16 protein-coding genes are annotated in these 21,457 nt (G+C 40.2%); 11 read left to right on the forward strand and 5 right to left on the reverse strand.

Features of this window, described 5'->3' with window-relative positions:
• Window positions 1–10 precede the first annotated feature (10 nt).
• Window positions 11–298, forward strand: coding sequence for an HU family DNA-binding protein (locus BN35_RS07360; protein WP_025071562.1), 288 nt, complete (start codon window positions 11–13; stop codon window positions 296–298).
• Window positions 295–1,668 (forward strand): HU family DNA-binding protein, encoded by a 1,374-nt coding sequence (locus BN35_RS07365; RefSeq protein WP_028900833.1) that lies wholly within the window; start codon window positions 295–297, stop codon window positions 1,666–1,668. Before BN35_RS07360 ends, BN35_RS07365 begins: the two co-directional genes overlap by 4 nt.
• Before the next feature lie 370 nt (window positions 1,669–2,038).
• On the opposite strand, the gene BN35_RS07370 is transcribed toward BN35_RS07365, so the two are convergent.
• The gene (locus BN35_RS07370; RefSeq protein WP_008125607.1) at window positions 2,039–3,613 is read right to left on the reverse strand and encodes an Rne/Rng family ribonuclease; all 1,575 of its coding nucleotides are present in this window, start codon (window positions 3,611–3,613) and stop codon (window positions 2,039–2,041) included.
• Window positions 3,614–3,926: 313 nt separating this feature from the next.
• Window positions 3,927–4,211 (reverse strand): HU family DNA-binding protein, encoded by a 285-nt coding sequence (locus BN35_RS07375; protein WP_008125609.1) that lies wholly within the window; start codon window positions 4,209–4,211, stop codon window positions 3,927–3,929.
• 853 nt (window positions 4,212–5,064) lie between these two features.
• Here BN35_RS07375 and dinB point away from each other — a divergent pair.
• From dinB to rplT, 8 genes are all read left to right on the forward strand, one after another.
• The gene (dinB, locus tag BN35_RS07380) at window positions 5,065–6,153 is read left to right on the forward strand and encodes a DNA polymerase IV (protein WP_025071564.1); all 1,089 of its coding nucleotides are present in this window, start codon (window positions 5,065–5,067) and stop codon (window positions 6,151–6,153) included.
• 256 nt (window positions 6,154–6,409) lie between these two features.
• Entirely contained in the window at window positions 6,410–7,879 is a 1,470-nt protein-coding gene (gene pyk, locus BN35_RS07385) for a pyruvate kinase (RefSeq protein ID WP_025071565.1), read from the forward strand.
• A 420-nt stretch (window positions 7,880–8,299) separates the two neighbouring features.
• A complete protein-coding gene (mtaB, locus tag BN35_RS07390; protein WP_025071566.1) occupies window positions 8,300–9,661 on the forward strand; it encodes a tRNA (N(6)-L-threonylcarbamoyladenosine(37)-C(2))-methylthiotransferase MtaB in 1,362 nt (453 codons plus the stop codon).
• A complete protein-coding gene (locus BN35_RS07395; protein ID WP_025071567.1) occupies window positions 9,658–10,677 on the forward strand; it encodes a glycosyltransferase family 2 protein in 1,020 nt (339 codons plus the stop codon). Before mtaB ends, BN35_RS07395 begins: the two co-directional genes overlap by 4 nt.
• Window positions 10,678–10,878: 201 nt before the next feature.
• A complete protein-coding gene (locus BN35_RS07400) occupies window positions 10,879–11,688 on the forward strand; it encodes a gliding motility protein GldB-related protein (RefSeq protein WP_025071568.1) in 810 nt (269 codons plus the stop codon).
• A 242-nt stretch (window positions 11,689–11,930) separates the two neighbouring features.
• A complete protein-coding gene (gene infC / locus BN35_RS07405) occupies window positions 11,931–12,629 on the forward strand; it encodes a translation initiation factor IF-3 (RefSeq protein ID WP_025071569.1) in 699 nt (232 codons plus the stop codon).
• Window positions 12,630–12,704: 75 nt separating this feature from the next.
• Window positions 12,705–12,902 (forward strand): 50S ribosomal protein L35, encoded by a 198-nt coding sequence (gene rpmI / locus BN35_RS07410; protein ID WP_008125624.1) that lies wholly within the window; start codon window positions 12,705–12,707, stop codon window positions 12,900–12,902.
• Window positions 12,903–12,940: 38 nt separating this feature from the next.
• Window positions 12,941–13,285, forward strand: a complete 345-nt coding sequence (gene rplT / locus BN35_RS07415) for a 50S ribosomal protein L20 (protein ID WP_008125626.1) — start codon at window positions 12,941–12,943, stop codon at window positions 13,283–13,285.
• 105 nt (window positions 13,286–13,390) lie between these two features.
• On the opposite strand, the gene BN35_RS07420 is transcribed toward rplT, so the two are convergent.
• The 3 genes from BN35_RS07420 to BN35_RS07430 form a co-directional block, all read right to left on the reverse strand.
• Window positions 13,391–14,851 (reverse strand): potassium/proton antiporter, encoded by a 1,461-nt coding sequence (locus BN35_RS07420; protein ID WP_174362018.1) that lies wholly within the window; start codon window positions 14,849–14,851, stop codon window positions 13,391–13,393.
• Window positions 14,852–15,143: 292 nt separating this feature from the next.
• The gene (gene nifJ / locus BN35_RS07425; protein ID WP_028900831.1) at window positions 15,144–18,824 is read right to left on the reverse strand and encodes a pyruvate:ferredoxin (flavodoxin) oxidoreductase; all 3,681 of its coding nucleotides are present in this window, start codon (window positions 18,822–18,824) and stop codon (window positions 15,144–15,146) included.
• A 100-nt stretch (window positions 18,825–18,924) separates the two neighbouring features.
• Window positions 18,925–20,112, reverse strand: coding sequence for an ATP-binding protein (locus tag BN35_RS07430; protein ID WP_025071571.1), 1,188 nt, complete (start codon window positions 20,110–20,112; stop codon window positions 18,925–18,927).
• A 134-nt stretch (window positions 20,113–20,246) separates the two neighbouring features.
• Here BN35_RS07430 and BN35_RS07435 point away from each other — a divergent pair, with 134 nt between their 5' ends.
• Window positions 20,247–21,353: a hypothetical protein gene (locus BN35_RS07435; protein WP_028900830.1), complete on the forward strand. Its 1,107-nt coding sequence runs from the start codon at window positions 20,247–20,249 to the stop codon at window positions 21,351–21,353.
• Window positions 21,354–21,457: the final 104 nt, after the last annotated feature.

Below are 21,457 nucleotides of genomic sequence, written 5' to 3' on the forward strand. Positions count from 1 at the left end.
CATACAATCCATGAATAACAAAGAGTTTATCGCAGAGCTTGCGCAGCGTTGTGGATATACACAAGAAAAAACGCAAAATTTAGTCAATATCTTGGTGGAAGCGATGGCTTCGAACTTTGATGAAGGAGAAGCCGTATCTATCCCTTCTTTCGGTACCTTTGATATAAAAAAGCGATTGGAGCGTATCCTTGTCAACCCATCAACAGGTAAACGAATGATGGTACCTCCCAAATTGGTTCTCAACTTCCGCCCCACACCTTTAGTGAAAGAACAACTGAAGAAAGGAGGCAACTCATGATTAAATTAACAGATTTAGCAGCTGTTTTGGTTGAGAAAGCTGAACTGACAAAGCGAGAGGCTGATTTTTTCATACCTTTATTTATAGATGTACTGACAACAGGACTGAAATCGGACAAGCAAGTGAAGATTAAAGGTCTTGGAACTTTCAAAGTGACAGCAGTGAGTCCACGTGAAAGTGTGGATGTGAATACTGGAGAGCGAATTATAATTGAGGGAAGGGATAAAATATCTTTTACACCTGAAGTTGCGTTGAGAGATAGAGTGAACGCTCCATTTGAACAATTTGAGACAGTGACCATTAGCGATGATGCTGATTTCTCCGAAATAGACGAACGATATCAAGCTAAAGAAAATACGGAAGAGCAAGAAGAGACTTTGCCTACACAGCCTACAAAAGAAGAAGAACTGCAACCAGAGGAACAACTTGCACAACAGGAAGTAGTGACAGATAACGTTGATGCACCTTCAAAAGAGAAGGTGAACGAACCCGAAGAAAAGCAAGTAGAACCATTAGTTGAGCCTTCGCAGCAGTCTGAAAGCTCGGTTATCGTAGCTCCTATGACCGAAGAAAAGAAGGAAGATGCAAGTGAGAACCTTCAGAACACTTCTGACAAACAGAGTGAGGAGATACCTACATTCGCCAAAACCGATACGGAAAAGGTTGAAAAGTTAGAGGATGTATCCGATGAAATCGAAGAGATTAGTGAAGATACACAGTACTTACGCAAAACTTTGCATCGTACTCAGCGCAATCAAAAATTATTGATTGGAGCGGTTTGCTTCCTGTTATTGCTGATGATTGGTAGTGGTTGGTATGTCGCTCAACAATTCTCACTTCGTGATCATCGCATCGAACATCTCATGGCAGAACTAATTTCTGCAAAGAAAACCAATGCGAGTGCGGTAAAAGAAACACCTCAAATGGATGAAAATGCCGACCAGCAGGATAATAATACAATAGAACAAACGAACCAAACGGACGGAAGTGACGACGCCACTGCAACACAGCAGCACGAGGATGCTGCTCCTGTGAGTAAGGAAACTTCATCTTTAGCACAGCAACAAGCTACAACTCGTTCAGCAAACCGAGCCACTTCTGCTGACAAAACACAAGAGGTACAGACGAAAAATCGCCAATATGCTTCAAAATATGATGCAGATCCTCGCATTAGAACGGGTGCTTACGCCATCACAGGCATTGCTCAAACAGTGACGGTTCGTCCCGGACAGACTTTAAGCTCCATCAGTAGAGCTTATCTTGGCCCTGGAATGGAGTGCTATATGGAAGCCGTGAACGATAAAGCGGAACTGAAAGCTGGCGATAAGGTGAAGATTCCTGCACTTAAGTTGAAAAAGAAAATGAAATAAAACAGTAAAACATCTTATGCTGAAGAAGTAGTCAGTATCCCTTTTACTTATTTCTTGTTTTTTAATTTGCTTGAGGAGCTGTTCAAAGAAACAAGTTGCAAACTTTGAAAATTTGCTCCCTAATAAATTTGGCACCCGTTCTTTGTAGCATACAAAAGACGGAAAATATAATTTGTTGGGTACTTCTTTGGCAATGTTAGTACCACCGAAGAAGATTGATCATCAATAAGTAGGGTAGGAAAGTCATTCGGTGATGCTTGCTGAAGTGTAGAGAAGAGGATGGAAGGATTGTTTTAGTTGAAAAAAAGACCGTATAAAAAAAGTAGAATTTAGAACATTTCAGAATGTCTAAATTCTACAGATAATCATTTTATTTTGTTTCAATTTCTTCCTTCATATCAATGAACTCCTTTTTTGCGTCATAAAATTCATATTGCAAAAAAGCGAGTTTCTGTGAAGGAACAATGTTCACACCCAGTCCATATTTTATCTGCCATTTTCGTTTCAAGGAGATAATTCCTTGATTGATGTACGCAGCCACGTATGGATGGACGTGCAGATAGAATCGCTTAATTCCTATCTTGTTAACCAGTTTGTCAATTTTATCCTCAAGCCGATCGGTGAAGAGTATGCTTGAACGAATTTTACCAGTGCCGTTACACGTTGGACACGTCTCGTCAACACTCACATCCATGACCGGTCGCACACGCTGTCGAGTGATTTGCATCAACCCAAATTTGCTTAAAGGTAGTATGTTATGTCGTGCGCGGTCATTCTGCATGTTCTTACACATCCGCTCATAGAGTAATTGCCTGTCCTCTGCAAGGTGCATATCAATAAAGTCAACCACGATGATACCACCCATGTCGCGCAGACGTAACTGTCGTGCCAGTTCGTCGGCAGCACCTAAGTTCACTTCCAAAGCGTTGGCTTCTTGTCCATTTTCGTTGCGTGTTCGGTTTCCACTATTTACATCTACAACGTGCAAGGCTTCCGTATGTTCAATGATGAGATAAGCACCATGCTTGTAGTTGATAGTCTTTCCAAAACTTGACTTAATTTGTTTTGTGATGTTGAAATTATCAAAAATCGGAACACTTCCCGTATATTTCTTGACAATTCCAGCCTTATTGGGTGCTATGAGTGAGACATAATCACTGACTTGTCGGTAAGCTTCGTCATTATTTACATAGATGTTCTCGAAATCAGGACTAAAAATATCTCTTAAAAGAGCGATAGCTCGAACAGCCTCTTCATACACTAACTGAGGTCTGTTCTGTGTTTTTTGAACTTTGACAATCGCATTTTGCCAACGCTTTGTCAAAACTTTCATTTCACCCTCTAATGCAGCAATCCTTTGACCTTCTGCAACAGTTCTAACAATGACACCGCAGTTTTTGGGGCGTATTGTTTGAACGAGTTGTTTCAGTCTGGCACGTTCTTCACCTTTTTTTATTTTCGACGATACTGATACCTTGTCTCCAAAGGGGATAAGCACCAAGAAACGTCCAGCAAACGATAGCTCTCCCGTAAGTCGAGGTCCTTTAGTAGAAATAGGCTCTTTCACTATTTGGACTAAAACTTCTTGACCTACAGTGAGTGTAGACTGTACACTGCCGTCCTTCTTTAAGTCAGGAAGGTGCGAGGCTTTAGCGAATGGATAGAGTTTTTTTCGGTCACTCTGTACTTGTTTTAAGTACTTGGTGTAAGAATTAAATTGGCTTCCTAAGTCAAGATAGTGAAGAAAAGCGTCACGTTCGTAACCTACATCTACAAAGCAGGCATTCAAGCCTGGCATTAATTTCTTTACCTTTGCGATGTAAACATTACCCACAGAGAAAGAAGCTGATCGAGGTTCGTTCTGATATTCTACCAGTCGTTTGTCCTCTAACAAGGCAGTCGATATGTCTTTCTCTTGGACATCTATTACAACTTCGCTGGTCATTTCTCTTCTTTACTTTACTTAGTTACATTAAAAAGGGCGGGTCAACCAAAATCCACGATAGGACTCTTTGACACGCCCCACTGTCAGTTTAGACGTTTTAGCAGGATTATTTGCTCTTATGTCTATTCTTTCTTAGTCTTTTTTTACGCTTATGCGTTGCCATTTTGTGGCCCTTCTTTTTCTTACCGTTTGGCATAATGTTAAATGTTTAAATTGTTCTTTTTATATTACTATAATATTTGTCCATTAAATGAATATGGGCGATAACGTAAAATGCTGGAGATGAGATCAATGATTTAGCCTATCTAAAGTCTTAGTTCGACTCTTTCATCGCATTCACAAAACTCTTTGAAGGCTTAAAGCTTGGCAAGTTGTGAGCGTCAATCGTTATCGTTGTGTTCTTTTGTATATTCCTTGCTGTTTTGGCTGCTCTGTGTTTAATAATAAAACTACCAAAACCTCTTAAATAAACATTTTCCTTTTTTTCAAGAAGGCTTTCCTTTACTTTGCTCATAAAGCTTTCTACAACCACTGCAACTTCTTTCTTTTGCAATCCTGTAGAAGCGGCAATTTCATTAATAATATCTGCTTTTGTCATTTTACCAACGTGTTATTTTGTTGTTTGTTATTACTTTAGTTTTCTTTTTGAACTGCAAATATAGTGGTTTTTTGCCTTATACGAAAATATATTAAGTTATTTTTGCCAAAAGTGCCTATAATCAACACATAAGCGCTCTTGTGTTCAGATGTTTAGAAGAGGAGGAAGAGACCTCAATGATGCTCAATCTTCAATTGATTTCAAAGAGCCATTGACATCAAAAATAAATGCTGAATTTTCTTTACAAAGTACCTCTCATAACTCGCGTGTAAACAACCAACATCAAAGTTGGTCGCAAATACGCGAGTTATGAGCGATGTACGTAACTATTTGTTATTAAATATGTTATGAATAAACTGTCTCTTTTCATTCCCATTTTTACTCTTTCTTGGCGACTGAAGCATTGAGATAAGCTCGCTATTTGCATGCTTTAAGGCTGCTGAAGCATGTGAATAACACCTCTAATGCATGTTTTCAAGACCGTTAAGACCATGTTTCAGCTCGAAAAGACGTTTAATTTGTGAAAATCAGCGTACTTTTGTAGGGCGTTTGCCTATTAATTTTTTCTATTTTGAAGATTTTGGATGACCGTTTTTTGGTAAAATAACAGGACAAAAATAAGAAATGCTTTTATCAAAAATGACAAAATTTGAAATGCCATTGTAGTTACAAAAAATGATGCTAATGAAGCGCTTGAGGTTTACAATGCGATTTGCTCCATTCGGTAGGTTTGCTGTCGAAACGAAAGCACAAAGATGGTTTTGTATCAGCATCCACCTTTATTAAATAAAAAGGCTGTGGATAAGAGTCACCTCGGTTTGCGTTATTTGGCAAAAATGAGTAGCTTTGCATCATGAGGAAAATTATTCATGTAGACATGGACGCCTTCTATGCAGCCGTTGAACAGCGCGATCATCCTGAACTGCAAGGTAAGCCTATTGCGATTGGGCACGATGGACCCCGTGGCGTTGTCAGCACTGCCAGCTATGAAGCGCGCCAATATGGCGTCCATTCGGCGATGTCAATTGCCAAAGCAAAACGCTTATGTCCTACATTGTTAATAGTTCCTCATCACGGTGAGCGCTATCATGAAGTTTCAACAGAGGTGCGACAAATCTTTCACGAATATACCGATGCGGTAGAACCTATATCTATTGATGAGGCTTTTCTTGATGTGACAGAGAATAAATTTCAAATAGAAGATGCCAAAGAAATTGCCATACAGATAAAAGCAAAGATACTCGAACGCACGCATTTAACAGCCTCTGCTGGCGTTTCATTTAATAAGTTTTTGGCAAAGATTGCCTCGGAATATCAAAAGCCAGATGGGCTTTTTGAGATTTCGGCAGATGAAGCATACGACTTTATAGGGCAGTTACGCATTGAAGATTTTTGGGGCGTAGGACCTAAAACGGCAGCACAAATGCACAAGATGGGCATTTTTGTTGGTTCACAACTTAGACAAGTATCAGAAAAACATCTGGTAGAGGTGTTTGGTAAGTTAGGTCATGTTTATTATCAGCATGCCAGAGGTTGCGACGATAGGCCAGTGGTCTCGGAATGGTTGCGTAAGTCGGTTGGTTGCGAACGCACCTTTTTGAAAGATATTTCAAACCAATCTGCTGTTTTAATTGAACTTTATCACACCGTGTTAGAGCTTGTGGAAAGAATAGAGGAAGCCAAGTTTGAAGGAAAGACCTTGACTTTGAAAATCAAGTTTTACGACTTTGAACAGGTTACTCGAAGTGTTACGATTTCGGAAGCACTGACAACAAAGAGTCAGATACTGCCGTTGGCTAAACAACTGTTGAAAAGTGTTGACTATTCCATACGACCTATTCGACTGTTAGGATTGGCAGTTTCCAATCCTTGGACAGAGGAAAATATCCCAACCGAACGAAAGTGGAAGGAGGAATGGATAGAGGGGTTTGAAAATCTGTGAGCGTTAGTCATGGTAGTGCATGGGAGAGCTGTATTCTAAAAAACGTTTTTGTATCGTAGATAAGCCAGAAAATCATTTGGACATATCAGATTTCTTTCGTAATTTTGCATACATAAGCAACCAGTTAATAAATCCAGTTTACTTTTCCGTAGCTGGTTTTGTTTAATTTTGATTCAAAAAATATGGATAATAGCCAGTGATGTTGCGACATCCGTTATAATCTTTGTAAACGACCACCATTTAACTCAAAAGAATAATGAAACAAACAAAAATAGTCTGCTCTATCAGTGATTTGCGCTGCGATGAAGACTTCTTGCGCAAACTGTTTTTTGCAGGGATGAACGTTGTGCGAATGAATACTGCACACGCTACACCTGAAGGTATGACTCGCATTATTAAAAATGTGCGAGCAGTATCCTCCCACATCGGTATCTTAATAGACACCAAGGGACCAGAGGTGAGAACGACCAATGTAGAACAACCCCTGACATACAAAACGGGCGAAATAGTGAAAATCTTTGGACGCCCAGACATTGACACAACCCATGACGCCATCAATTTGAGTTATGCGGATATTACGAAAGATGTCAGGGTGGGCGATGACATCTTGTTTGATGACGGCGCGCTCTGCATGAAGGTAATCGAGAATGCTGGTCCTATGTTGATAGTCCAAGTGCAGAATGATGGAGTGTTAGGAGCTCACAAAAGCGTGAATATTCCTGGCGAACACATTGATTTGCCCGCACTTACAGAAAAGGATAAGCATAATATTTTGTTTGCTATTGAGCAAGATATCGATTTCATTGCTCATTCTTTTGTGCGCAATGCAGAGGATGTCAAAGCGGTACAAGCTATTTTAGACGAGCACCACAGTAACATCAAGATTATCTCAAAAATCGAGAATCAAGAAGGAGTCGATAATATCGATGAGATTATAGAAGCCTCCTATGGTGTGATGATTGCTCGAGGAGACTTGGGAATTGAAGTTCCTATTGAGGAAATTCCCGGTATTCAGCGGCAAATCATACGTAAGTGTGTGATGAAAAAAAAGCCCGTTATCGTAGCAACACAGATGTTACATACCATGATTCAAAATCCACGACCCACACGAGCAGAAGTCACTGATATAGCAAATGCGATCTTTTCGCGAACCGATGCTCTTATGCTGAGTGGTGAGACGGCGTCAGGGAAATATCCTTTGGAAGCGGTGCAAACCATGGCTCGTATTGCAGAACAAGCAGAAGCAGATAGAACATGGGACAATGATGTAAATCCTATTCAGAAAGACAATATCACTCAACGTGAATTTTTGGCACATTCAGCCATTGAATCAACACGCCAATTAGGTGTGAAAGGCATCATCACCGACAGTGAAACTGGTTTAACAGCTCGAAATTTGGCTGCTTTCCGTGGTCCTACACCTATTTTGGCTATCTGTTACAGAGAGAGGACACAGCGCTTGCTCAACCTCAGTTATGGTATTCTGCCCATCTACCAAAAAGAACACACCAACTCAGAATATATCTTCACAGCAGCTATCCGCATGCTTCGACAAAAAGGTTACATCCAGTCTGAAGATAAGATAGCTTATTTGAGTGGTAGTTTTGGAAAGAATGGAGGTACTACTTTGCTCGAAATAAATAGGGTGAGTCAGGTATTCGATAAGTCATACGAGTTCCATTTGCCACGTTACGGCGATGTCAACTCAAAGAAACAGCAAGATTAGGAGAAAAGGTTTGTTGATGTGACAAGACTGAATATTAGAATTATTGGTTCAGCACGAATTGTTCGTGAACTCATATTTATCATTCAGAACATTAGTCATATCCCCATTCATGCTATATGCAGCCGACCGCAAAGCCTTTCTTAGGTGGGAGCGGTTGGCTGTTTCGTTTCCTATAGAGGTATCCTAAAGCAATGTGAGACAGACGCTTCAGTACACTTTGTTCAAGTAGATAGTCAGTTGAATGCTATGGACCATCCTGCACAAGATATGTGGAATGAGAAAACGTTGGCTGTTTTCAGTTAAAGTGTGTCAATCAGAGCCTTCAACCATGCTTCCTTTTTGTCCACTTTAGGATTAGTGGTACTCACACCTATATTATATGAGTTTTTTTTCTTAAATTTGCAGTCTGATTTTATGGGTATGATAGATACAAGTGCTTTTCAAGGTAAAACGGCGTCCTACTATACACTGGGTTGCAAGCTCAACTTTTCAGAAACCTCTACTTTTGCAGAACTCTTGCAAGAGATGGGGGTACGAACGGTGCAGCGAGGTGAACCAGCTGATATTTGTCTTATCAATACTTGCTCTGTCACTGAGGTGGCAGACCATAAGTGTAGACAAGCTATTCGGCGCATGGTGCGTGAGAATCCCGGTGCATTTGTGATAGTGACAGGCTGTTATGCACAATTAGAATCACAAACGGTGAGCCAAATTGAAGGGGTTGACTTGGTGTTAGGTTCCAACGAAAAAGCGAATTTGGTGCAGTATCTCAATGATGCTTGGCTTCAAAAGAGTGAGTTGGCTGCAACGAGTCCGAATCATCGTCCATCTCTTCATACGTATCAATCGGTTAAGACCAAGGATATCAAGACTTTTCAACCTTCGTGTTCGAGAGGAAATAGAACTCGCTATTTTCTGAAAGTACAAGATGGCTGCAACTATTTCTGTACCTATTGCACCATTCCTTTTGCGCGTGGTTTCTCGCGTAATCCCTCTATTGACTTTTTAGTGAAGCAGGCTGAACAGGCTGCAGCCGAAGGAGGGAAGGAAATAGTGTTGACTGGTGTAAATATAGGTGAATTTGGCGAGAGTACCAACGAGACATTTTTGGACTTGGTCAAAGCTTTGGATCAGGTGCAAGGCATCAAGCGTTTTCGCATTTCTAGTCTTGAACCAGACCTCATTGACGATGAGTTGATAGATTATTGCGCACATTCCAGAGCGTTTATGCCACATTTTCACATCCCTTTGCAAAGTGGTTCTGATGAGGTTCTTCAACTCATGCATCGCCATTATGATACCGCATTGTTTGCCCATAAAATACAGTATATCAAGGAAAAAATACCCGATGCCTTCATTGGAGTAGATGTGATGGTGGGTTCACGTGGAGAAAAACCTGAATATTTTGAGGCTTGTTATCAATTTTTGAAACAGTTGGATGTAACCCAGTTGCACGTCTTTCCTTACTCAGAGCGCCCAGGGACAAGAGCGCTATCGATACCTTATGTCGTTACGGACAAAGAAAAGAAGGTACGCTCGAAGCGTCTACTTCAGCTTTCTGATGAAAAAACAAAAGCTTTTTATCAAAAGTTTATCGGTCAAGAGGCAGAAGTCTTGTTTGAAAAAGCGGTAAGAGGAAGAACCATGCATGGTTTTACGAAGAACTATATTCGTGTAGAACTCCCTGCGTCTTTAGCTAAAGACAAATACGACAACCAATTGATTACCGTTAAGTTGGGCGACTTCAATCATCAACAATCAGCATTAAAAGTAGCTTTATGAAAGTAGCTGTCGTTATCTTAAATTGGAATGGCGAGAAAATGTTGGTCAAATATCTTCCAACTCTCTTGCAACATCTGCAGGAGTCTGTTGAGGTATTTGTGGCAGATAATGCGTCTACCGATAATTCTGTTGCATTGTTAAAGGAAAAGTTTCCTTCAGTGAAACGCATACTCTTGGATAAAAACTGGGGATTTGCCGAGGGATATAATCAAACTCTACGACAAATCAATGCCACCTATTATATATTATTAAACTCAGACATCGAAGTTTCTTCTGGTTGGCTTTCTCCATTAATCACATGGATGGACGCACATCCTGAGGCTGCTGCGTGCCAACCCAAGTTGTTGTCGATAAGGCAACGCGACTATTTTGAGTATGCAGGAGCTTGTGGAGGATTTATCGATAAGTATGGATATCCGTTTTGCAGGGGTAGGGTGTTTGATGTGGTTGAGAAAGACGAGGGACAATATGATGAGGTTTGTCCTATTTTGTGGGCTACTGGCGCTTGTTTGATGATAAGAGCCACTGATTATTGGAAGGTAGGCGGCTTAGACGGTCGCTTCTTTGCACACAACGAAGAGATTGATCTCTGCTGGAGATTGCGCGCCATGGGACGAGAAATATATTGTGTTCCTAAAAGTAAGGTGTATCATGTGGGTGGAGGAACCTTGCCAAAGAACAATCCAATGAAAACTTATTTGAACTTTAGGAACAATCTCACCATGCTTTATAAGAACTTGGAGGCAGACGAGTTGCAGCATGTGATGCGTGTCAGGTGGTGGCTTGACTATGTTGCTGCTTTCAAAATGCTGATTCTTGATGGGCATTGGGGTGATTTCAAAGCCGTATTCAAAGCACGTAAAGCCTTTCGTAAGTGGAAAAAAGATTTTGATGGCGACCAACAATACCTACAGCAACATAGAAGTGTTTCCAATCATCAACTCTTGTCGCCATATTCTGTCTTGTGGCAATATTACGGAAAGAGTCGCCACCATTTTACTGAACTCATTAAATAAGGTCTATTTGGTTAAGCGAAATCATGTCTTGATGATTTCAATTGGAAACATCATTAAAGTGGGTTGACACCAAGAAATAGGAGCATTTCGGTACTATCTTAAAATAAATTTGCTTAAAATTTATACTTTTTATCTTAAAATTTGCAACTTTTATTATTTTTATGTACTTTTGCTAAGTATAATCAAGAATAGGTTGGAGATTTGATAAAAGTACATCACATATTCATATTATTTATTCTTTTGCTGAGTGCCTGTCAATTAAAACTCAAGCCAAATAATGAAGACGATCGCAAGTTGCTGGTAGAAGTTCAGCGCTATGATCGACTTGAAAGCCGTTATCTCACCACAGGAGATTATTCGGCATTGCAACAAATGAATACTACCTATCCTATGGAAACTCGTACTCTCATAGAAGATGTACTGAATATTGGAGAAGTAAACGAGACGGGAATCAATGCCAAGTTTCTAAACTTCTATCAAGATTCGCTATTGCAGGTGATCATTGCCGATGCCGAATCGGAGTTTGTAAGCATGGACGATATCAATAAAGATTTAAGTAATGCCTTTAGAAAACTTCAGAGGCTATTGCCTGACCTCAAAGTTCCTATTATTTATTCACAAATTGGGGCGTTAGATCAAAGTATAGTGATTGGAAATGATGCGATAGGCATTTCTTTGGATAAGTATTTAGGAGCAGATTATCCTATTTATCGACAATTCTATACGGAGCGACAGCGTGAATCTATGAAGCGTGAATTTATCGTACCTGATTGTTTGGTGTTCTATCTGTTAAGTAAATATCCGTTAAATAAAGAGCATCAGCATTCAGAATTTGTGAAAGAACTGCACATGGCAAAAATGATGTGGACAACAAATAAAGTGCTTGGAAGACGAATTTATCAAACTTCTCAAGTCAATATGATTGATCAATTTATGCGACAGCACAGAACTTTTACGTGGGAAGAATTGCTCAAACAGCAAGATTATTCAAGTTTCGAGGTTCACAGATAGAACCTACATTAATGCAAATGACTGAACAGAGAAATTTGTTTGCGAATTGCTACAATAGTACTTTGTAAGAAACTGAAAGGTTGTCTCTATTCAAAAGTCGTGATTTTGTATCTGTTAATCGTCTCTACACTTTCATGTATTGATGCTTATTGTGCTAAAAAATATGAATAAAGATTTGGCTCATTGTAATAAAATCAGTAACTTTGCAGCCGTTTCACACTTAGAACCATTAATATAGTTGAATGAAAAATGACAAATTAAGTAAACAGTACCGCGTGAATGAACAGATTCGCGTAAGGGAAGTGCGTGTTGTTGGTGATGACGGATCGCAGGTAATGCCAACCCGTCAAGCCTTGGATTTAGCTCGTCAGCAGGATGTTGATCTTGTAGAAATCTCTCCAAATGCGCAGCCACCAGTTTGTCGTCTCATCGACTATAGTAAGTTCCTTTACCAACAGAAGAAGCGTGCTAAAGAAATGAAGCAGAAGCAGGTAAAGGTAGATATCAAGGAAATACGTTTTGGACCTCAAACAGATGAGCACGACTACCAATTCAAACTCAAGCATGCACGCGAGTTTCTGAATGAAGGTAATAGAGTGAGGGCATACGTTTTCTTCCGTGGAAGGTCTATCTTGTTTAAGGAACAAGGCGAAGTGTTGTTGTTACGGTTTGCTAACGACTTGGAAGACTTTGGTAAAGTAGAACAAATGCCAAAGTTAGAAGGTAAACGAATGTTTATTTATCTCTCACCAAAGCAAGTAGGTGTGGAGAAGAAAAGTCAACAAAAGCGTGATCGTGAGCAAGCTTTGAAAGAAGCAAAAGAGGCGAAGAAGAAAGTTCCAACAGACGGATCATCAAAGGAGGAAAAGTCTAATGGCGGACTTTTTGATAACGCTAAAAATGGTTCTGAGGCACTCAAGAAGCTTAAGGAAGAAGAATAAAACTGGATTGTGCGTAACGTCTTGGTATATACGTTGCCACAGTAGTAAATAAATAACAATTTAAAAAGTAAAAAAATGCCAAAACAAAAAACAAATTCCGGTGCAAAGAAGCGCTTTAGTTTCACTGGAACAGGAAAGATTAAGCGTAATCATGCTTATCATAGTCATATCTTGACAAAGAAGACTAAGAAGCAAAAGAGAAACTTAGTAGGCTACACTCTTGTAGACAAGTCAAACTTGAAGCAAGTACGTGACTTGCTCAACTTGCGTTAATTCACTTTTAGTCAAATTATTTAAAGGAAAGAAAAACTATGCCAAGATCAGTAAATCATGTTGCATCAAAAGCAAAGAGAACCCGAATCCTTAAGCAGACTAAAGGTTATTTCGGTGCAAGAAAGAATGTGTGGACAGTAGCTAAGAACACTTGGGAAAAGGGTCTTACCTACGCATATCGTGATCGTCGTAATAAGAAGCGCAACTTCCGTTCTTTATGGATACAGCGTATTAATGCTGCAGCTCGCCTTGAAGGAATGAGTTACTCAGTTTTGATGGGTGCTTTGAACAAGGCAGGCATTGAAATTAACCGTAAGGTGCTTGCAGATCTCGCTGTTAATAACCCTGAAGCATTCAAGGCTATCGTTGACAAAGTAAAGTAAAGGAAGATAAACTTAGTCACAAATATTAAAAGAGTTGTAACTCCCAGATGAGTTACAACTCTTTTAGTATTATTGAATGTTGTGCTAATGTTCGCTTTGAATCATCTACTCAGGATTCTTGTTGGCACTGGAAAGGCATAACAAGATGTCACCTTTCTCTAAAGGTAATTGACCATTGGGAACCAAGATGGTTTTTCCACGTTTCACCATCATGACAAGCGTTCCTTTAGGAATGTTCATTTCAGATAATAAGTTTCCATTTTCAAGCATGCTCTCTTCTAAAGTTACCTCTTTTAGTTTTGAACCTAATTCCTCTGGAATCTCAACTCCAAACTCATTACCGCTCTTTTCTTCTGGCATATCGAGCTGGAGTTTTTTTGCCACTAAAGAGATAGTAGTACCTTGCACCGTAAGTGATAGCAGGGTGATAAAGAAGACAATATTAAACAAGAGGTCTGCTCCTTCGACACCGTTAATGATGGGATATGTGGCAAAGATAATGGGGACAGCTCCTCGAAGACCAACCCATGAAAGGAAAGTCTTGGCTTTCAATGGAATTTTGCGATAGGGTAGTAAACAAAAAAATACACTTACAGGGCGCGCAACAAGCATCATAAACACTGCGATGGCGAGAGAGAAGAGGCTTACGTCAACCAACTCAGAAGGATTAACCAGTAATCCAAGGGTGAGGAATAGGATGATTTGGAGCAACCAAGTAAGTCCATCTAAGAACGTAGACATCTCTCGTCGATAAGACAGACGGCAGTTGCCCACAACAAGTCCAGCTATATAAACTGCTAAATATCCATTGCCGTTTAATAAGTCGGTCAGTGTAAAGGTGATAAACACCATACTTAGGAGAAGTACAGGATAGAGTGCTGCGTTTGGGAGATTGATACGATTAATCAACCAAACTGTCAAGCGACCAAGACCGTAGCCTAATGCTCCTCCTAATAAAAACTGTTCACCAATGTTAAGTGATAAGTCTAAAAAAGAAAAATCATCACCCGAGAGGACTACGTTGATGAGCGCTATCGTCAGCATATAAGCCATGGGATCGTTGCTACCACTCTCTAATTCCAACGTTGGTCGCAATTTGTGTTTCAAGCCAATTCCTTGTGTTCGCAAAAGATTAAACACAGAAGCCGAATCTGTCGAAGACATGGTTGCAGCCAACAGCATCGATACAATCAAGGACATTTGAATATCCATACCAGCCCACTGCGATAATGCAAATATAAACCCTCCTGTCAAGACTGTTGTCATCACTACACCCAAAGTAGATAAGATGACACCCATTCCAATGATAGGCTTTATTTCCTTAAATTTGGTATCCATACCGCCAGAAAACAGGATGATACTCAATGCCACCATACCAATGAATTGTGTGTCGTGTGGGCTATCAAATTCCATACCCAACCCTTCACTGCCAAAAAACATTCCTGTAAACAAGAATAACAGCAATGTTGGGATGCCGAAGCGATAGCCTGTTTTACTGATAAGTATGCTGACTAATACTAAGAAAGAGCCTAATAGAAAAATATTTTCTGTTGAGAAAGTGATCATTCCTTCTTTTAATAGTGAATGATGTAATTTATTGTATGGTTATTAGAATCTGAAAATGGTCTTACTGATTCTCATGGACAAAGATACGAAAATTGATGAATATAACAAGATGTTCAAATGAAAGATTTTAAGAATAAAACACTCTATACAGCAGTACAATCATGAAATAGAACCGAACTATTTATAAAAAAAATCACAGCAAGGACAACCTTGCTGTGATAAATATAAAGTGTGTTTGTGTAACGAGATTGAGTTAAGATTTCGTACTCATACACAAAATCAATACAGATGTTTAAGATTTTGCATCTACATGCTCAGCCTTAGAATCTTCTTTCGGCTTGCTTGCAACTACTTCTTCTTTTGTTTCAGCTGTATTAGGATTGTTGTTCTCTGTTTCATCTACCTCTTCATTAGAAAAACTCCAGTCCTCTTGTGCTTTTCTTACATAGCTGTTGTAGCGCAACTTTGCCATGTCTTCTGCAGCTTGGAATAGTTCTTCTGCTTCATCGGGATAGGCTTTCTTAACAGACAGATAACGAACTTCACCTAATAAGAAGTCATGGAATTTACTCCAGTCAGGCTCTTTTGAGTCGAGTTGGAATGGATTCTTTCCTTCGTTAGCAAGTAATGGATTGTATCTCCACAGATGCCAGTAACCGCAAGCAACGGCACGAGCTTCTTCGGCTTGACTCTTTCCCATGCCTCCCTTAGCTTTCAAACCATGATTGATACATGGTGAGTAAGCGATGATGAGTGATGGTCCAGGATAAGCTTCTGCTTCACGAATCGCCTTTAATGTTTGTGCTTGATCAGCTCCCATAGCTATTTGTGCCACGTAAACGTAGCCATAGGTGGTTGCCATCAAACCTAAATCTTTTTTGCGGATACGCTTTCCTTGTGCTGCAAATTGCGCAATGGCACCTAAAGGCGTAGCTTTTGAACTCTGTCCACCAGTATTTGAGTAAACCTCTGTGTCGAGAACCAAGAAATTAACATCTTCACCAGATGCGATGACATGGTCTAATCCACCAAAACCAATATCGTAAGATGCTCCGTCACCTCCAATAATCCATTGCGAACGTTTGATGAGATAATGTTCAAGTGTCATCAATTCTTTGCCAATAGTGCAGCCTTTGTCAGCGCAAGCCTGGATAAGAGGTCTGAGTTGAGCTGCTGCTTCTTTCGAAGCATCAGCATTATCCTTCGCTTCCATCCATTTTTGTGCAGCTTCTTTCAGCTCGCTTGAGGTATCATCCTTTTCAATAAGTTGGTTTAAGAGCAATATAACTCTGTCTCGCATCTTCTTATTACCCAATACCATACCCATACCAAACTCACAGAAGTCTTCGAATAATGAGTTTGCAAAAGCTGGTCCCTTTCCTTCTGCATTGGTAGTGTAAGGTGTTGATGGTAATGATGCAGAATAAATGGAAGAACATCCTGTTGCATTTGATATCATTTCTCGATCTCCAAAGAGTTGTGAAACCAATTTAACGTAAGGCGTTTCACCACAACCAGCACATGCTCCTGAGAATTCAAAGAGCGGCTGTGCAAACTGTGTATTCTTCACATTGCTCTTGATATCTACAAGATGTTGTTTGCTCTTTACGTTCTTTGTGAGGTAGTTCCAATTTTCTATCATCTTTTCGTCACGGGTAAATGGAACCATCTTCAATGCCTTTCCTTGCTTGTTTCCAGGACATACATCGGCACAGTTGCCACAACCAACACAGTCAAGCACACTTACTTGGATGCGGAAGTTCATGCCTGCCATTGGTCTCGGAACCTTCATTGCCAAGGTAGTATCATCAAAGCCTTTCACTTCCTCTTCATCTAAAACGAAAGGACGGATAGCTGCGTGAGGACATACGTATGCACATTTGTTACACTGGATACAGTTTTCTGAGGTCCACTCGGGGTTGAAAGCTTCAACGCCTCGTTTCTCGTAAGCGGCTGAACCATTTTTCATGGTGCCATCTACCATATCATGCTTGATGAAATCGGAAACCTTGAGCAAGTCACCTGCTTGTGAGTTGATAGGTCGCACAATCTCTTTGATGTATGCGGGTACATCTTCTTCTTTCACCTCTGGGTCGTCTTCGAGTTGAGCCCATGCTGGGTCTACTTCCAATTGCTTGTACTCGTTACCACGTTCTACGGCAGCGTAGTTCTTATCAACAATATCCTGACCCTTGTTACCGTAAGATTTTACAATGAACTTCTTCATTTGTTCTACGGCAAGGTCAACAGGGATGACTTCTGTAATGCGGAAGAAAGCACTCTGAAGAATGGTGTTCGTACGATTACCCAAACCAATTTCTTGTGCAATCTTGGTAGCGTTGATGTAGTAAACGGTGATGTTGTTCTTAGCGAAGTAGCGTTTCAACTTGTTAGGAATGAAGTTAGCTAATTCTTTTCCTTCGAAGACCGTGTTCAGAAGGAATGTTCCATTCTTACGAAGTCCACGTAAAACATCATACATTCTTAAATATGCCTGTACGTGACATGCCACGAAGTTAGGCGTAATCACTTTATAGGTGGAGTGAATTGTATGGTCGCCAAAACGCAAATGCGAACAGGTAAAACCTCCTGACTTCTTGGAGTCGTATGAGAAGTAAGCCTGACAATACTTGTCGGTATTATCACCAATAATCTTCACCGAGTTCTTATTCGCACCTACTGTTCCGTCAGCACCCAATCCAAAGAATTTTGCTTCAAACAGTCCTTCAGATGCTAAAGGCTTATCTTCTAACAAAGGAAGAGAAGTAAATGTAACGTCGTCAACAATACCTACAGTGAAATGATTCTTCGGCTCGTTCATCTCCAAGTTGTTAAATACAGAGATGATGTGGCTTGGAGTGATGTCTGCCGAACCCAATCCGTAGCGTCCACCAACGATGAGTGGTTTGTTTTCTACATCATAGAATGCACTCTTTACGTCCAAGTACAATGGTTCACCTTCTGCACCTGGCTCTTTCGTGCGGTCAAGCACAGCAATTCGCTTTACTGTTTTAGGAACAGCAGCTAACAAGTGCTTTACAGAGAAAGGACGATACAGGTGTACAGAAACCATTCCCACTTTCTTGCCTTCCTTCATTTGGTGGTCAATCACCTCGCGAGTAGCTTCGCAAGCCGATCCCATCAGAATGATGATGTTCTCTGCATCCTTTGCACCATAATAAGAGAAGATATGATATTCACGACCTGTCAAATCAGAAATTTGTTTCAAGTAGCCTTCAACTACATCTGGAACATCGTCATAATATTGGTTACATGCTTCACGATGTGTAAAGAAGGTCTCTGGGTTTTCTGCGGTACCACGTGTTACAGGGCGTTCGGGTGTCAATGCACGATCACGGAAACGCTTAATGTCATCGTAGTCAACCATGTTTTTGAGAGCCTCTTCATCAATCATTTCAATTTTATGATATTCATGAGAAGTACGGAAACCATCAAAGAAATTGATGAATGGAATGCTTGTTTTCAAGGTTGCCAAGTGTGGTACGGCTGACAAATCCATAACTTCTTGAACAGAACCTGAACAGAACATAGCAAATCCTGTCTGTCGACAAGCCATAACATCAGAATGGTCTCCAAAGATACACAGTGCGTGCGTAGCTACTGTACGTGCTGAAACATTGATGACACAAGGCAACTGTTCGCCTGCAATCTTGTACATGTTAGGAATCATCAACAGTAAACCCTGCGATGCTGTGTAGGTGGTGGTCAGTGCACCCGATTGCAATGAGCCGTGCATGGCACCAGCTGCGCCAGCTTCTGATTGCATTTCTTGTACGAGGACAGGTTGTCCAAACATATTTTTACGACCCTTGGCAGCCCATGTGTCCACGTGTTCTGCCATCGTTGATGATGGAGTGATAGGATAAATAGCTGCAACTTCTGAGAACATATAACTAATATGTGCTGCGGCTTCATTACCATCACAAGTGATAAACTTTTTCTCTTTTGCCATTTTATTAAATATTAATGAATGTTTTGTATATCATCTATGTATTCAAAATACTACTATTCTTTTGCATAACTCTGAACTTGTCTCGCTGCTTATTATCAAGCTAATATAGGAAACCGAAAAGCCAAAGTGGTATCTTATTATCGTGTCCAACTTCTGTATGATATCTTGCGTACAGCGTGTCATTGTTGTACCTTATCTTATGTTCACTCTTGGCATCGCAAATTCTAAACTTTTTGTTGTCATCCACGATGAAGAAATGGTCTTTGGTACTTTGATTAACGATATGATCTTTCCACATACAGTTCACAAAGAACGTCTCCATCAGGTCTTGTTCACTTGCTTTGTTGGGATAGATAACATATTGCAAGTTAGTATTATGCATCATTACCTTCGCGGGTTTCTTTGGAAAATCCTGCCCCACGGGATAGATAATGTTAATCAAACGTGCGTCTGCCAAATATTTGATGTAATTCATCACCGTGGCACGGCTTGTCTTTATCTCATGCGCCAAATTACTGATATTAGGTGCACACTGACCTTCTGTAGCCAAGAGGTAGAACAGTTTTTTTATTTTTGTCAAATACTTCAATTCTATTTGCTTAATGAGCAGAATGTCTACCTCTGTCATCATGTTCATGGTCTTCAGTAGATTTTCCGAGAAATTGCAGTTTTCCAAGAAGAATGGATAAAAACCATGATGGATATAATCTTTGAAATATTTATTAGGACTTGCATTTGGTAAAATTTGCTTAACAATGCGTTCGTGGTCTTTAAGAATTTCATCAAGCGTATAAGCCCTAAAGTGTTGATTTGTTTTTAAGTTTAAGAACTCCCTGAAAGAGAACCCACGAAGGTTGTAACTCTTGACAATGCCATTGAGTTCGGGGTTTTCTTCTTTTAAGCGCATGACGCTCGAACCCGTAAAAATGATTTTCAAATCAGGAAAATTATCATAGCATCGGCGGAGTTCTGAACTCCAATTTGGCTGCTTAAAAACCTGATCAATCAGTAAAACCTTTCCTCCGTTTTGTACAAAGTTGGCTGCAAATTCGTCAATTCCACATCCTTGAAAGTAGAAGTTGTTCATATTGATGTACAGACAACTTCTATCTGTGCTTTCAAAGTTCTCTTGCGCATACTGCAATAGAAAGGTTGTCTTGCCAACCCCTCTGGAGCCTTTGATTCCAATCAACCTATCATTCCAGTCAATCTCATCCATGAGGGTGCGACGAACTGGCGCTTTTGTATGTTCGACAAGGTTCGTATGTGTGCGAAAGAAAGATTCCATGTAAAAAAACTAATTATGAAGTTTTAACCACTGCAAAGGTAATATTAATTTCGATAATTGCAAAGTCTATATTGCAAAATATCATCTTTTTTTATTATTTTTGCATGTACTTAAAACGAAAGGAGATTTGTTCAATGAAATTGCATGTTTTCAATCCTGAACATGACATCGCTTTGGCTGTCAATATGGAACAGTTTACTGCGCCACATGCGGCCCGTGAATTGCGTGCCGACTTGGGTTATCTGCCAGCACTATGGGCTGAAGATGGAGATATGGTATTGGTCGACGATGTTCCTGCAGCTTTAGAAGCGGTACGGCATCATGGTGATGATGCGCAGGAAGTGATATTTGTCACGGATCGTGATTTGCAACAATTATCTACATTGTCACCCATGAATGTGGAATCATGGGGAATGAACAAAAGTTTGGTAAAGCGTTTGTTAGCCTGCAATCCTGACTTTACAGCGGTATTGCCCAACGATGCACAGTTGGACACCATTCGACAAATGAGCAATCGTAGGTTTGCAGCTACCCATATCCTTCCTGCCTTGGTTGCTTCTCATCCAAGATTTGTGGGGAAAAGTACCTATTTTACAGGACAAGTACAAAGTCTCAAGACACTGTTCAATCAACCTCGTCAACGTTTTGTGTTGAAAGCGCCATGGAGTAGCAGTGGGAGAGGAATGCGATATGTTGATCATGATTTCACACCCCATGTAGAAGGGTGGTGCAAAAACTTGATACATCGACAGGGTGGCATCATGATAGAACCACAATATGAAAAGGTATTAGATTTTGGAATGGAATTTGAAGCCTCCGCACAAGGTGATATCCAATATTTGGGGCTTTCTCTCTTTTCTACTGTGCATGGCGCTTATTTAGGGAATATCGTTGCCAGTGAGGAGGTAAAGCGTCAAGAGATTGCACAATTTATATCCCTTGATTTGCTCAATTACTTGCAACGTACCTTGCATTCCTTGTTGGTTGCGGAAGTATCTGGAAAGTATGTGGGTCCTTTTGGCGTGGATATGATGATTGTAAAGTTGGCTGAAGCAACAGAATTGTGTGTACACCCATGCGTTGAAATCAATTTTCGCCGTACTATGGGACATGTTGCATTAAGTTTGTCGACAAATGATGTACCCCAACCGAAGCGTTTAATGCAAATAACCTACACGGACAAATATCGATTAAAAGTTTCTTTAGCGGGGGATGATCTTGTCACTCCTTATACTTTTTAATGGGATGTTGACAGTTGTGTGAAAGTGGTTTTTGTCCTGTAATTTTACCAAAAAACGGTCATTAAAAATTTCCAAAATAGAAAATTTCAATAGGCAAACGCCCA

The organism is Hoylesella timonensis 4401737 = DSM 22865 = JCM 15640 (assembly GCF_000455445.1).
GTDB classification, from domain to species: Bacteria; Bacteroidota; Bacteroidia; order Bacteroidales; family Bacteroidaceae; genus Prevotella; species Prevotella timonensis.

Excerpts from the sequence above, each read along its gene's own strand:
- BN35_RS07360 (WP_025071562.1), top strand. The coding sequence starts at position 11 with ATGAATAACAAAGAGTTTATCGCAGAGCTTGCGCAGCGTTGTGGATAT.
- BN35_RS07365 (WP_028900833.1), top strand. The coding sequence starts at position 295 with ATGATTAAATTAACAGATTTAGCAGCTGTTTTGGTTGAGAAAGCTGAA.
- BN35_RS07370 (WP_008125607.1), bottom strand. The coding sequence starts at position 3,613 with ATGACCAGCGAAGTTGTAATAGATGTCCAAGAGAAAGACATATCGACT.
- BN35_RS07375 (WP_008125609.1), bottom strand. The coding sequence starts at position 4,211 with ATGACAAAAGCAGATATTATTAATGAAATTGCCGCTTCTACAGGATTG.
- dinB (WP_025071564.1), top strand. The coding sequence starts at position 5,065 with ATGAGGAAAATTATTCATGTAGACATGGACGCCTTCTATGCAGCCGTT.
- pyk (WP_025071565.1), top strand. The coding sequence starts at position 6,410 with ATGAAACAAACAAAAATAGTCTGCTCTATCAGTGATTTGCGCTGCGAT.
- mtaB (WP_025071566.1), top strand. The coding sequence starts at position 8,300 with ATGATAGATACAAGTGCTTTTCAAGGTAAAACGGCGTCCTACTATACA.
- BN35_RS07395 (WP_025071567.1), top strand. The coding sequence starts at position 9,658 with ATGAAAGTAGCTGTCGTTATCTTAAATTGGAATGGCGAGAAAATGTTG.
- infC (WP_025071569.1), top strand. The coding sequence starts at position 11,931 with ATGAAAAATGACAAATTAAGTAAACAGTACCGCGTGAATGAACAGATT.
- rpmI (WP_008125624.1), top strand. The coding sequence starts at position 12,705 with ATGCCAAAACAAAAAACAAATTCCGGTGCAAAGAAGCGCTTTAGTTTC.
- rplT (WP_008125626.1), top strand. The coding sequence starts at position 12,941 with ATGCCAAGATCAGTAAATCATGTTGCATCAAAAGCAAAGAGAACCCGA.
- BN35_RS07420 (WP_174362018.1), bottom strand. The coding sequence starts at position 14,851 with ATGATCACTTTCTCAACAGAAAATATTTTTCTATTAGGCTCTTTCTTA.
- nifJ (WP_028900831.1), bottom strand. The coding sequence starts at position 18,824 with ATGGCAAAAGAGAAAAAGTTTATCACTTGTGATGGTAATGAAGCCGCA.
- BN35_RS07430 (WP_025071571.1), bottom strand. The coding sequence starts at position 20,112 with ATGGAATCTTTCTTTCGCACACATACGAACCTTGTCGAACATACAAAA.
- BN35_RS07435 (WP_028900830.1), top strand. The coding sequence starts at position 20,247 with ATGAAATTGCATGTTTTCAATCCTGAACATGACATCGCTTTGGCTGTC.